Source organism: Pontibacter sp. HSC-14F20 (assembly GCF_019599265.1).
In the GTDB taxonomy this organism is placed as follows: Bacteria; Bacteroidota; Bacteroidia; order Cytophagales; family Hymenobacteraceae; genus Pontibacter.
The window spans coordinates 99,355-112,858 of sequence record NZ_JAHZTC010000018.1; the positions used below are offsets into that span (position 1 = coordinate 99,355).

Consider the following 13,504-nt stretch of genomic DNA (forward strand, 5'->3'; position numbering starts at 1 on the left):
GTATGTACAACAACTGTTGAAAAGTATGAAGCAAAAAGTCTCTACTGCCATCATTCTTGACACACGCAGATCGCATAGTGATGGCCACTATCCCGTAAAGCTAAGGATCACCTACCAGCGTAAACAAAAGTACTACCCGGTTATAAACGAGAGGGGGGAGCCCTATCGATACACCTTAGCTGAGTTCGAAAAAATACGCAACCCCAAGGCTCGCGGCGGCTACAAAGAAGTTAGCCTCAGCCTGGACAAAGCAGAACACGCAGCACTAGAGGTAGTCGAGAAGCTGCCGGTCTTTAGCTTTGAGGCTTTCGAGAGTAGATACGTAACAGATTATAAGAAGGGAGATGTATTTGCCGCATACCGATACAAGATTGCGGAAATCAAAAAAGAGGGGCGGGCTGGAACAGCAAGCAATTACGAATGCTCCTACAAATCTCTGCTTGAATTTTGTAAAAATAAACCCCTGCCGTTCACTTCAGTTACAAAAACCTTCCTGCAGGCATACGAGAAATGGATGGTGGGATCTGGTAAATCTTTGACTACCGTCGGCATATATCTACGCCCCTTGCGTGCTGTTTTCAATGACGCCATAGCATCTGGAGAGGTTAATCCTGAAATGTATCCTTTTGGCAAAAGGAAGTATACTATCCCGGCTAGCCGCAATGTTAAAAAGGCGCTTACCCTAAGTGACATTGAGAAGATCGTAACCTATGAGCCCAAGCATGACGGAGAGGCCAAAGCAAGGGACTTGTGGTTTTTCTCCTACCTGTGCAACGGGATCAATGTAAAAGACATGGCTCGCTTAAAGTATGAGAATATCACAGGCGACGAAATTACCTTCGTTAGGGCAAAGACGGAACGAACGAACAGGCAGAATATAAAACCTATCGTTGCTGTCCTGACCCCTGAGATGAAGCAAATCATTAAACGTTGGGGCAATAAACCTGCTAAGAGCGATAGTTACATTTTCCCGATCCTAAAGAAAGGGCTTTCCCCGGAGGAAGAGCTGGCTCAGGTGCGATACGCAACGAAGGCCATAAACAAGTACATTAAGAGGATTGCTGCAGAAGTAGGCATAGAAAAGAACGTGTCTACCTATACTGCACGCCATTCCTTCTCAACTGTACTTAAACGCTCAGGCGCTTCAATGGAGCTTATATCAGAGTCTCTCGGGCACAGCGATATGAAAACAACCGAGAACTATCTGGACAGCTTCGAGAGCGATCTTAAGAAGCATTTTGCCGCCCAGCTAACAGCTTTTAGAAAGGATAAAGAAAAGGCTGAGGTAGGGAAGGTGTAGGGGGCATATATTAAGTGGGGCAGCATAAGAAGTATAGTAGCTGAGCTGCTACAGTTGAAGCTGCAGAACAAACTGTGCCAAAGGATTATTTAAGAATATCTTAATACAGTTAACATGGTAGGCAGAAACGGGCTGTGTATAGGCTACATGAATCATCCCGGAGTTTGAATCAGGGATAAGTAGAGCAGATTCCATAAGTTGGCCAGTGCCAGGCGGATGCGGTAAAGCGGTGTGGGAGTTTTCCTGCACCGCTTTCCTGTTCTATGGCAGCCCTGCCGGAGCAGGTTGGAGACCGCCTGGCGCAGCTCCTTTTCCAGCAGCGAGAGCAGGAAGGCATACACCAGCGTGACGATCTGCAAAAGCTTCATTCTATTGTCCCAGAACCAGAGGCGGCAGCTCTCCATGCCCATCTCTGCCTTGTTGAAGCGGAAGGCCTGCTCGACCTGCCAGCGGCGGGCGTAGGCAAAGACCAACCGCCAGGCGTCCCGATCCGTGTGCACCTCCTCATTGGTGAGCAAATACCAGGGCGGGCGGCCCTTTCGGCCCGGCCGGCAGATGATCAAAGTGAGCGGGCAGTCGGGGTAGTCCGGGTGCAGGCAGCGCTGCCAGAGGAGGCTGCGGCGGTAGGTGAGCTGGCGCACCATGTCGCGCACTACCTTGGAGGAGGTGGCTTTTTTGCCCACCGAAAAGCGGTAGCCATTTTTCAGCAGTCCCTTCACGTCTAGAAGCTTGTAGCGCGAGGGCCAGCGTAAAAGAAAGCGGTCTCCTCGGGCCAAGAGCAGGCCCAGCCACCTAGAGGAGGCGTAGCCGCGGTCAAAGACGTGCAGCACGGCCCTGCCGAAGGCCTGGCGGGCCCACAACAGCAGCCAGAGCCTGACTTGCTCCAGGGAAGTGGCGTTTATCCCCCGGCTGGTCCACCACGTGAAGCGGGCCAGGCGGGGCTGAGCCCACAGGCCGCAGCACAAAAGGCCCACCCAGCGGAAACCCGGCACATGCACCGGCTGACGGGTAGGGGGATCATAATAACCGGGCTTTACGCGCAGCTGCCGCCTGGCCTTCATGCTGCGCACAGCACACAGGCCCTGGCTTTTGATGCTTTCGGTTTTCTCCTGCACGCTCTCGTCCCAGAGCAAGAGGGGCAGCTCCCGCTCCTGCTCCAGGAGCCTATCCACATACGTTTGGGCTTCACCCGTCAGGTAATCAGTGATGGCTTCGGCCGACCATTTTTTGCTCCTCAACAGGTTGGAGAGGCGCTTGGTGCCGGCCGGCGCCTTGTGGGGGGAGAGCAGCACCCCGCCCAGCTCGCTCAAAAGCAGGCCCGAGGAGCGGCTGCGGTGGCGCACCAGTGCCTGGCACAGGGCCTGGAAGGTCAAAACAAGGCGGTGGTCCAGCAGCCGGTCGAGCTGCACCAGGAAGGGAGCGAGGAAATCCTCCAGGCGGTGGGAGAAAAAACGGGCCTGGGAGAGAACCTCAGCCTGGAAAGATGCGTTTTTAGAAGTAGTAAACATAAAAACCTCCTGTTTTTAAATGGTCATACAACCACAAAACAGGAGGTTTTCCTTTTTCATCCCATTCCTAAACTCCGGGATGATTCATGTATATTCAGCTTGCTTTATATGCCTGATCTGGATGGTTTGGCATATCTGGTTCTGTGTATTGCAGCCTGCCTTCTTTTCTTAGGGGTGTAATATATCTATGTAGTAAATGCTTCTCACTTGTTCTGCCGAGTATTTCAGCTATTTCTCTTAGTTTTAGTGGTTTCCATGTGCAAAGTTGCACAATTACGTCTGCAGTATCCCCTTTACTAAACTTCCTCTTGCCCATCTTGTGGATTATCTCCTGCAAGTCGTTTGGTAGCTGGTTCGTTAGTTCCCCAAGAGCTGGTTCGTTATCCTGAGTAGGTGGTTCGTTTGTGTCTTTAACTGGTTCGTTATCACTAGCAGGTAGGTTGGTAACGCCTGTAGGGAATGTGGGGAGGAGCATACTTGGCAGCGTACTAGGAAGTACATTTGGGCTTCCGTGTTCAATATTTTGTGAATTGTTAGATGCCTTTGTAGAAAGAAGGGTGCCCGGAATGTAATATGTAGCTCTTCCTTTTCCTTTTAGTTCAAGTAGTTCGTTATCTCTTAAGGCTCTCAATTCATTACTTGCCTTATTCCCGTCAAAGCCACTCAATTGCCTGTAGGTAGCATTATCTATTGCCCCAACCTCCCTAGCAAAGACTAAGGCTTTCTTTTGATTCTCGCTTAGGTCAAACTGCTTAAAGAGATCAAGCCATTTTAAATCTTCCTCACTTAAGAAATGATGTAAAAGTAGCCTTGCCGTAAATTGGTTGTTGCTATGGCTAGATTCGTAGGTTGGTGGTGCCATTCCTGCCTGCTCCATTAACTTGCGCATTGTTCTGATTCCACTTCCTTTCGTCTCAGCTAAATTTGTCTCATGAAAGATAGCAGCAATGAAAGGATTGCGTTGTTCAGATCCTGGTTCACCAAGATGGTCTTCTGGTTTAAGTGAGAAACCTGGATTGATGATTTCAATACGGTTTCCGTACCTGATGATTTGGGTAGGCTGGTTTGCGCGGTAGGAGCGGTGCATCAAAGCGTTTACCAGTGCCTCGCGCAATACTCTGCCTGGTAAACCAATTGATTCTGCTTGTAGTTGCCCTTCGGGCAATAAAAAACCTTTTGGTAAGTCATCTGCTATGGCATTGTATGCTCTTTGCAAAAGAACGGGCAGCGGGCCACGCATATCAATGGTGGTAAAACGGTTCTCCGGATCAGATACCCACTCATTGCCCGGCACACGGATATAATCTAAGCGAACAGCAGGCATCAGCCTTCTCTGAGCCATTCTACTTCCAAATACAAGTAAGCCAGCATAAGTTAGATGCGGTTTACCGGCCACTTTCTTCATACAGCCTAAAGAAATTAGAAGCTCCTGATCTGTAAAGTTTAGCTCCTCAGCGTAAGGGTTCACTTTGGCCCTCAAAGACCTGTATGTTTCAATAGCATTTTCGTCTATATCTTCCCAAGAGGTATCCGTTACTAAGGCACTATCAAAAGTTTCGTTATGATTAAAAAAGAGAAGCAAGTCATCCTCCGTACAACGCTGGTCAGTTGGACCAATTCTTCTATACGCTCCTTTCGGCAACCCCTCATGTTTGAAGTAAACGGGTTTTTGTGAGGCGGGGAGTTCGGGAACATAAATTTTAAGAATGTTTAACCCGTTTATGCTTTCTACTTCAATTTCTGGCCTAATAGCCTGATTAAAACTTCCTGCGCATTGAGAAGCCAAATCAGACTGGAGTTTATCTGGATTATTAACTCCTGTTACTTCATAGGAAGGAAAAAGCGTATGCTCCTTCCGTTCAACACCTAGTATAATAGAACCACCTTCCAAGCCAGGCTCATTCGAAAAGGCGCAAATCGTTTCCATTATGGAACGATCAATAGCACTTCCTCTTTTAGCTTCTATTTTGGAAGTTTCATCAGAAGTGTTTAGTCGCTCAATAAGCTCTCTTCCTGACTCCATCTGGCAATAAAGTTTAGTATTCCTAAAGTAATTAGTTTGAGGATAGAAGAACAAAGCTCTCCATATTTTCTCTAATTCGCTCCTGCAGAGGTGGATTTCCTTTAAAATGAGTGGCCAGCCCGGCCGTCAGCAGCTTTATCTTCGGTAAATAGTAATACTTGCGTCCTCCTTTGCTTCGGAACCCAAGTAGAGGTTAAATGATATTTACCTTCACTAAATACTGAATCTGGGACTATACAGCGTTGGTTGATCTGGCGCTAGCAACTTTGCAGGCTGTACAATTGGTAGAACGGCTCCTTCCAGAAAAGTACCGCTTGCTTTAGATGCCAAGAGTCCACGTGTGGTAGAATAGGCAATGCTTACTGCGGTTACAGCTATACCCTGCGGAATAGGTTCGTTTGCCTTGCCCTGTAGCAGCTCATCCAACCCAGTGATCTGGAAAAAGCATTCTGTTGTAATGCCCCCTGTCAGTGGTCTTTTTTCAGGGTCTATTGGCTGTGCATCACAGTTTACCTTCAGCAGCACGCGCAACCAGTCGCCTTGCGCAACGCTTAGGCCTGACTGCACTGTAAAATGATACTGTTCTACATCAGCTGGTCGAAGTGGTGCATCTTCATCGTTCTGTACCTGAAAAGAAATTATTCCGCAATAACTTATTTGTAATTGGTCTGGACTAAATGGGGGAGTGGTCATTCGTAAACTTTATTAAGCAAACATTTCCTCAGTATGCTCGACTACAAAGTCATAATCTGTTGTTTTTCCTTGGTCTACGAGTAGGTTCGTCTCAACATCACGTAGCTGGTCATAAACTTCGGGTCTTACTACGGTTTGGTGCAGCACAACTGGTGTTTTGCTGAATCGCTTTTTGGCCTCAAGGTATGGGAGTAATATATCTTCGCCCAACACGTCCTCAATTTCTGTGATCGTCTTAAGTGTGAAATTGTGGAAGCCGGTTAGCCACTTGCTAACCTGCGATTCCTTTTTGCCTAGCGCTTCTGCCAGTTGGCGTTGCGTCATACTTTTTTCTTCGAGCAGACGCACTATTTCGTCACCGATCTGTAGCGACTTGTCGATAAATCGCTTACCGCTTTCGGTTACTTCTACCTGATCGAAATATTGATTAAACATGGGTTTCGAGATTAAGTGTTAGTCGTATAGTTGTGTCGTCATCAGGAAAATCACTGCAGCTAAGACGTCGCCTTTTGATCTCCTTTACTACTGCGTTCATCAATTCAAAATGGGGGTAGCAATCAGGGCTGTCTTTGGCTTTCTGGCTCGTTTTAACCCCTCCGTTGCCTAATAATACGACACTGTCGCTGCAACGCCAGCAATATAGACGGAGGTCGGACGATGGAATAGGGGGTGGAAGTGCATGTGCTCGCTTTTCTGACCTGAAGTAGCGCTCTGAAGCACCGCGTTCTTCACCAATTTTGTCTTTAAGCCAATATTTAATGTTCCCAAGGTCTTTTGCATAGGCACTGTTCATAAAGCGTTTGAAGAACTTGTCAGTTTCTGAAAGCTCTTCTCCCTGAACCCGGATGGTATAATAGGTTACCAACCGTAATTTCAAATAAACTCCTATATCTACGAACAGATTCACTTATAAGTTAAGTTCAAAGGTATATACTTTAGTTATGATTGCAAAATTCACTTGTAAATTAATTTCAACGAGTTGCGTTAAATATGGAGCTCCTCCACATTAACATGGCTGCCTCCTATGCTGTGCTAGTTGTGGCATTAGTTTATGAAATAGGCCACGTTACATAGAATGAATACACATAGGCAATGGAGAGATACTTATACTTTATACAAATGTGTGCTACATGTTAAAGCAGGGTTTAAGATACAGAAATTGTTTAATATTAGATAGCTATATATGTCCTTCTAAACTCTTCATGTACCAAGCCATAGCCTAATAGTTCTACTTGAATGCCAGTGGGGTCATTTATCCTCAAGTATGAAGGGTAACATAAGGAGCCTAGTAAGATCGCTCAGCAATCTTACTAGGTTCCTTGGTACATCATATCACAATTAACAGTATTTAATATACCTTTATATTAGGCTAAATCATCGATCCCCCTTATAAATTAGTGCCCAAAAATAATTTTTCGTAACTGATGCGGTTGCTTGAGAAAGAGAGGGTATAACCTCCAAGAGGGAGTCACAGATGAGAAGAAGTAGGTTTTAAGGCTGCAGAGCCGCATTGTAGCGGAATTTAGCATATGCAGTTACCAAATCTGTGGCTTCTTGTCCTAAGCAGGCTGTGTGAGAGAGGAAGGCAGTGCTCCTGACTTGCAAGTGTACAGTAGAGCATGTGTCAAGGAAGACTAATTGGTCTCTAATCCCAAGACTAATAGGGTACTCTTTAGAGGCTAATGGCAGTTTTAGTGTCATGGGTGACAACCCTGCGGCTATCTTCTGGCCTCCAGTTTGTAGAGCGCGGGTGTATTCAAAAAAAGGTATCCGAAAACACGCCTTACTTACGCTCTCCTGAGGCCGCTCTTTGCTTCAGAAAACTGTATTCAGATAACCACTAGTTTATTTGAATACTTTTGCTATATTAGTCCCTGTTCGGAACTTCTCACGTCAATACCAAGATGACAGCTATGAACAGAGTTGCTATACTGGTCAGGGTGTCCAAGGCAGACCAGAGCTACGACAGGCAGGTGACAGAGCTTACAGAGTATGCCGCCTCACAGGGCTACAAAGTCATAGAGCTTATCACCGAGACCGTCTCAGGAGCTAAAAAGAATACCGAGCGAAAGGGCATACAGCGCCTGCTCAGGCTGGCAGAGGACAGGAAGATCAACAAGGCGCTGGTGCACGAGGTGACCAGACTGGGGCGGGACACGGCGCAGGTGCTGGCCACACTGGAAGCCCTGCACGCGCTCCAGGTGAGCGTGGTGGTGAAAAACTACAATATTGAGACGCTCAACCCTGACGGCTCGGTGAACGCCATGGCTCAGTTCCTACTCACCATCCTGGCCGACATCGGGCGAATGGAGCGCATCACGTTGATCGAGCGGGTGAAGTCGGGGCTTGAGGAGGCCAGGCGCAAAGGCAAAGTACTGGGCAGGCCGCAGGGAAGTACCAAGGATATTGTCAGGTCACACCCGAAGGTGGTCCGCTATCTTAGGGCGGGGCAGTCCATCCGGGAGACGGCCAAACTCTGCGGGGTGGGGGTGAGCACCGTGCAGCGGGTAAAGAAGGCGCTGGCATGCTAAAGGAACTTTTCCTTTTCAGTTAAGGCAACATTAGTACTGGAAGGTAGGGGCTGTCAGGAGTACATCCCGTGCTCGAGGCACACCAGCACGTTTAACACCTGCTTTCTTCTTTCCGGGGTGTCTAGCCAGTCAACAGGTTTCACATTCCCTAAGGCCGTGTTCCTGGTGTTGAGCCACCTCTGAAAATCATCCTCATCCTCGAATACCTCGATTCCTTTTATTGTGATAGGGTCATCCAGCCTTAGAGGTTGGGGCTGTGGTTCAGTCTTAAAGCCAGGTCCCGAAGGCTCTGCAATGAGCGCCTCCAGGGAGAATCCCAACCCGCGGTGCAGGTTGCGGATCATTTCCAGAGACAGTGGGCGTTTACCATTAAGCACCTCCGTGACGCTTTCCTTGCTGCCAATATAGGGCACCAGGTCCTCCTGCCGGAGCCCCAGCTCCTCCATGCGGATCTTGATGTACTCAACTGGATCAGGTCCATCAATAGGGTAATGCTCCTCCTCGTACCTGCTGGCGAGCATGGAGAATATCTCCAGCTTGTCTGCGTCAGGTGTGCCAGGCACAGCATTCCACAGCGCCTTGATCTGCCTAAGCGCATCCTGATAATCGTCTTCGTTGCGGATCAGTTTTATTTCCATAGCTAAATATCCTAAATGACCTGTTATACGACAAATCCTTGAGGTTCTTTATTTAAGCACTGAAGGGCACGTTATAGGAAACTACAGCAGAACCTGGTTTGGAGGAACCACTTAGCTGCAGGCCCCCCCCTATGCGCGAAAAAAACAGGGGGTACCCCTTCCTGGCGGTATGGCCACGTATAAAACCCGCCCCATTTCGACCTTTCCGGCCCTTTTCCGGCCCTCTGAGCGCATTTCCGGGCACTGGACGATGCTTCCCTACGCGCAAACTGGCGACCGCCCCAAACAACCCTTTTTCGGCTGGCATGGGCGCCTGGCATGGCGGCCAATTCGGTCATAGGTCGGCCATAGGTAGGACACGGTTCGGTCACCCCCTGTCCTTTCGGATCCGTTTTTAGGGTTTTTGCGGAGGCGTTTTTGCGTTCCCTGCCCCGGCCCCGATTTAGGTTTTTGCAGCAGGATCTGTTACCTACGAAGGTCTCACAGGGTGATGAAGGACCAAACGTTAAGTTGCCTATAATTCGATAAGGAGGTTCAAACTCGAGAGTTTGCTTGCCTTATCCCAATAGGGCAAGGGCATGGTCGGTGCAAAGAGCGGCTGTGCTATCCTTGACGAACCGCCGTATATGAGATCCGTACGTTCGGTGGTGTGAGGGGTGCACTGGCAGTCAATTGGCTGTCAGCCATCCACTCGATTGGGTGCGGTACTATTTTGTTGATTTGCTCAAGCTATCTAGCTTTATAAAATATTCATCAAGTAAATCATAAATGGCTTTCTGGTCTTTGCCTGATGATTTAGTATCCCAATCTGTGTTAACTATAAAATACCTGCCCATTCTTTTTTCTTTGAAAAACCAAATCACAGAGGACATTCCTGGGTCGCCACCAGTATGACCGAAATTTCCTGTTGAACCAAATCCCATCGTGATTCCCATGTTATACTCGTCGCTGTATTCGCTGGCGCTCCTGTTTATGAAGTTTTCTGCCGTAAGCTGTGGTGTAAAGTACTCTTTGTAACTCTGCTCAGAAAGTAGGGTTCCGTTACCATAGTACCCTTTCATGAGTTCTAAAATAAATTTACCCATGTCTGAACTCGTGGTCAGTAATCCTCCGTCAGGATACCCAACAAGTGAATAGTAGGGATATGGAGTTTGCTTATCCTGATAAGTGGGGGAATAGTTTGAGAATTCAATTGCATCGAAACTCCAGCCCGACGAATTCATCTTCAAAGGACGTAAAATATACTGGGTAGTAAATTCATCATAAGTAGTGCCTACTGCTTTCTCTAAAACCAGTGCGGCAAGTGAAGCCCCAACATTTGAATACTCAAAAGTACTACCAGGCTTCTTTGTTGAGAAAACTTCTTCCGTGTACCATTCTCCTCCGGCATCAAGCAAGTTTTTCAAGAAATCCTCTAAGGAGATTTTAGTTGATGGAGGGTTAAAACGTGTCGGCGAAATGTCTATGCTAAGATTCTGAACTAAATTAAGTGTGTCTTTAAGGATCAAATTTCTGGTAAGGTATTCTTCTGTGTCTACAATAGAAGACGTGTGCGTTACCAAATGCCGGATAGTGATAGGAACTTCCGGGTATTCTGGATTAAATACGTTGAAGGGTATATACTTATTGACTGGCTCGTCTAAGTTCAGATGGCCTAATTCCTGTGCTTTAAGAATGGCAAGACCAATGACAGTCTTAGATACAGAGGCAATATTCTGAACTGTGCTTTCCGTATACCTGGCGTTTTCCCTGATATTAGAAACACCAAAACCGTTTTGGTACAACACCTCTTTGTCGTTCACTAAAGCTACACCGAAGCCGTTAAAACTTGTTGTTTTACTGATTTGGGTTAATTTCTCTGTCAACTCTTGTTGAGTTCGCAGAAATTCCTTTGAATGTAAACTCCTAGTCTTGTTACAGGAAACAGCTACTAAAGAGACAACTACAAGTGCAAATAAATGCTTAATATTTTTAATCAATGTACATTCTCTTTTGAGGTTTCATATTGAAGTATTGCACCCAACGGATTAGGCTATGCAGTGGCGTAGCTACTGTATAGATAGGGTGTGCGCCCAGTATGGGCACCTGATACTAAAGGTATCATATTATTCCAGAGGGTGCAAGTCCCTTACAGGCGAGTTGGTGAAGCCTGTTAGCAAGCCGCAAGCTGGCCGGCCGTGAGGCGGCAGTGAAGAAAGCGGGACTGCAAAATCCGGTACTGACGGACAGAAACTGCATAAGAGGCAGAAAGTCGTGGGTAAGCAAGCACCCCTTTGCGATGCCCCTGACCAACAAACGACTTTGTGTAGATGCAGCAGGAATCGGAGGAAGGAAGGTGCTCTTACCTGGGGAGGTCTCCCGGTGTCGTGAACACAGGGAGAAGTCAGCAGCGGTCGTAGTAGGTAGCGGCAACGAGCCGGGAAGAACCCGGAGGCCTCACAGGCTACTCAAGGACCAAACGTTAGGTTTTCCCAAATTCGGCAGGGAGGTTTTAGCCAGCCCTGCCTTAAGCGGGAGAAGAGATTAACAGTATTGTAGTACAAGCAGAGATGATAGAGAAGATACTCCACCGGGGCAACATGCTTAAAGCATACACACACGTTGTGGCCAACAAAGGTTCGGCGGGCGTGGACGGTATGCCCGTGGAGCAGCTGGCTGCGCACCTGAAACAAAACAGGGACGCCATCGCCACTGATATTTGCAACGGCAGGTACCTGCCTTCTCCTATCCTAGGAGTGGAAATACCCAAGGGCAACGGTAAGATTCGCCTGCTGGGCGTTCCCACCGTCACCGACCGGGTACTGCAACAAGCCGTGAATCAGGTGCTCACTCCGCTCTTTGAACTGGAGTTCAAAGAGCGCAGCTACGGCTTCCGCCCTAACCGCAGCGCCCACCAGGCCCTGCAGCAGGCGCACGGCTACATCCACGAAGGCTATCAGCACATCGTGGACATCGACCTTGCCAACTTCTTTGACGAGGTGGACCACTGCCTCTTGCTGCAACTGCTCTACCGGAAGGTAAAATGCCCGCTTACCCTGCGCCTGATCCGCAAATGGCTACGGGCTCCCATTCTTATCAAAGGGAGACTGGTCAAGCGCCGGAAGGGCGTGCCGCAGGGAAGCCCGCTCTCGCCACTGCTCTCCAACATCACGCTCCACGAGCTGGACAAGGAGCTGGAGCGGCAACAGCTGCGCTACGTGCGCTATGCCGATGACTTCAGCGTCTACACCGAAAGTGAAGACACTGCCCGAAAGGTAGGCAACGCCGTGTTCCTGTTCCTGCGGGACAGGCTGCGCTTGCCCATCAACAGGGGGAAGTCGGGCATCAGGCGACCTGTGGATTTCCAGATGCTGGGCCACGGCTTCGTGCCCACCTACAGGAAAGGCGACAAGGGCCGCTACCAGCTGGTGGTGGCAAAGAAGGGATGGGACAGGCTAAAGCAGAAGCTGAAGGCCATTACACACAAAACCACGCCCTGCTCTTTTGAGGAGCGTGTCCGGGAACTGAAAGAGGCGCAGCGAGGCTGGGTCCACTACTTCCGTATGGCAAGTATACAGGGCAAGCTCAAAGAAGTGGACAGCTGGATACGCAATCGGCTCCGGCACTGCATCTGGCACGACTGGAAACGACCGGAACGGAAAAGGAAGAACCTAATTCGGCTGGGTGTCCCGAAGGGTCAGGCCTACGCCTGGAGCAGGACCAGGAAAGGGGGCTGGGCGGTGGCTCAAAGCCCGATGCTGATCACAACAGTAACGGTGAAAAGGCTTGTCCGCAAGGGGTATGAATCATTGCTCGACTACTACAGGAAGGTAGCTCCACAACTTAACGAACCGCTGTATGCGAGACCCGCTTGTACAGTGGTGTGAGAGGCGCACCCCGTCAGCGTTAGCTGACGGGGCCGTCTACTCGATTAAGGAAATTAATTTTTATCTGTCACTGCACTTCCAAGTTCTAAGTCAATTTTACGACACAGCTAAATTGCTGCATAATTCCACTTAGATATGTTGTTAATAGGCCTAATATGTGAACAATAAATCAAAACGGCCATCAGTGACACGGGCAGTATCGCAGCTTTCTGTAAGAAATGTCGCCCAGAAAGTGCCTGCCATGATGCGCTTTTGATAGTCGTAGTGGGTAATAAGCAACTCACCCTCCAGAACAGCGTCTTCTTCGAATACGCAGAAGAGTGTTCTCTTAACGCCATCATCTATTGACATACTTGATGAGGCTGTATCATTCTGGGCTAGGTTATAGGGTTTGCTGATTCGCAGAGGGGGGTATATGTTAATGTTCATTCCAAAGCCTACCTGTAGGCCATCAACTTCGCCGCCTCCTCCGATGCTAACAATAGACTGTGTCACTGCCCCGAATCTGATTGAGGAGCGAGGAATCCATGCTCTCCCGTTGAGCAGGAAGCCCATCGTGTGCTTTCCCTCGTGGGTAGCGGCAGGAAGCTTCTCAAGCTCAGAAAGATGCGGTTTTGGTTCATTCTCCCTGCAGCCTTGCACTATGAAGACAGTTAATAAGACAAGAGCTAACTGCCTAGCTTTTAATCTAAATTGCATAGCGCTTCGGATGTGGTTGGCTAATTTAACAGGAACCATTCATCATATCTTTTATTCTCCTTAACGTGCTCGTGTATACCATGTGCAAGGCATTCAGCCGAAGCATAGGGTATAAACCTTGTTGCACTAAACCTTCGGTAGCTGGTTTTAAAAAGCAGCGGATAAGCGTTACCTTTTGATTCAAACTTATTCCTTACATAAAGATGAAAAAAAAGAGCCTACCCTTATCCAGACTGCCTGTACTAA

General features: G+C 48.4%; 11 protein-coding genes. 3 read left to right on the forward strand and 8 right to left on the reverse strand.

From position 1 onward, the window contains the following. The first annotated feature begins 25 nt into the window (after positions 1-25). Positions 26-1,300 carry a site-specific integrase gene (locus K3G39_RS16485; RefSeq protein WP_220627275.1) on the forward strand — a complete coding sequence of 425 codons (1,275 nt, stop codon included), beginning with the start codon at positions 26-28 and terminating at the stop codon, positions 1,298-1,300. A 152-nt stretch (positions 1,301-1,452) separates the two neighbouring features. Here the strand turns inward: K3G39_RS16485 and K3G39_RS16490 are convergent, their stop codons facing one another. From K3G39_RS16490 to K3G39_RS16510, 5 genes are all read right to left on the reverse strand, one after another. Then, the gene (locus K3G39_RS16490) at positions 1,453-2,808 is read right to left on the reverse strand and encodes a transposase (RefSeq protein ID WP_220624162.1); all 1,356 of its coding nucleotides are present in this window, start codon (positions 2,806-2,808) and stop codon (positions 1,453-1,455) included. A 94-nt stretch (positions 2,809-2,902) separates the two neighbouring features. Further along, the gene (locus tag K3G39_RS16495) at positions 2,903-4,831 is read right to left on the reverse strand and encodes an ATP-binding protein (protein ID WP_220627276.1); all 1,929 of its coding nucleotides are present in this window, start codon (positions 4,829-4,831) and stop codon (positions 2,903-2,905) included. A gap of 213 nt (positions 4,832-5,044) precedes the next feature. Continuing rightward, entirely contained in the window at positions 5,045-5,524 is a 480-nt protein-coding gene (locus tag K3G39_RS16500) for a hypothetical protein (protein ID WP_220627277.1), read from the reverse strand. Between the two features lie 12 nt (positions 5,525-5,536). Next, positions 5,537-5,959: a helix-turn-helix transcriptional regulator gene (locus tag K3G39_RS16505; RefSeq protein WP_220627278.1), complete on the reverse strand. Its 423-nt coding sequence runs from the start codon at positions 5,957-5,959 to the stop codon at positions 5,537-5,539. Then, positions 5,952-6,431: a hypothetical protein gene (locus K3G39_RS16510; RefSeq protein ID WP_220627279.1), complete on the reverse strand. Its 480-nt coding sequence runs from the start codon at positions 6,429-6,431 to the stop codon at positions 5,952-5,954. The genes K3G39_RS16505 and K3G39_RS16510 overlap by 8 nt, the downstream gene beginning before the upstream one ends. A 1,006-nt stretch (positions 6,432-7,437) precedes the next feature. Between K3G39_RS16510 and K3G39_RS16515 the strand changes: the two genes are divergently transcribed. Further along, positions 7,438-8,055 carry a recombinase family protein gene (locus tag K3G39_RS16515; protein WP_220627280.1) on the forward strand — a complete coding sequence of 206 codons (618 nt, stop codon included), beginning with the start codon at positions 7,438-7,440 and terminating at the stop codon, positions 8,053-8,055. Between the two features lie 53 nt (positions 8,056-8,108). Here K3G39_RS16515 and K3G39_RS21205 read toward each other — a convergent pair whose 3' ends face one another. Beyond that, entirely contained in the window at positions 8,109-8,693 is a 585-nt protein-coding gene (locus tag K3G39_RS21205; protein WP_220627281.1) for an antitoxin Xre/MbcA/ParS toxin-binding domain-containing protein, read from the reverse strand. A gap of 707 nt (positions 8,694-9,400) precedes the next feature. Further along, on the reverse strand, positions 9,401-10,558 hold the full coding sequence (locus K3G39_RS16525) for a serine hydrolase (RefSeq protein ID WP_220627282.1): 1,158 nt from the start codon (positions 10,556-10,558) through the stop codon (positions 9,401-9,403). A gap of 684 nt (positions 10,559-11,242) precedes the next feature. On the opposite strand from K3G39_RS16525, the gene ltrA reads away from it, so the two are divergent. Continuing rightward, a complete protein-coding gene (gene ltrA, locus K3G39_RS16530; RefSeq protein WP_220627283.1) occupies positions 11,243-12,559 on the forward strand; it encodes a group II intron reverse transcriptase/maturase in 1,317 nt (438 codons plus the stop codon). Between the two features lie 150 nt (positions 12,560-12,709). Here the strand turns inward: ltrA and K3G39_RS16535 are convergent, their stop codons facing one another. Beyond that, on the reverse strand, positions 12,710-13,258 hold the full coding sequence (locus K3G39_RS16535; RefSeq protein WP_220627284.1) for a hypothetical protein: 549 nt from the start codon (positions 13,256-13,258) through the stop codon (positions 12,710-12,712). Between the last annotated feature and the right edge of the window lie 246 nt (positions 13,259-13,504).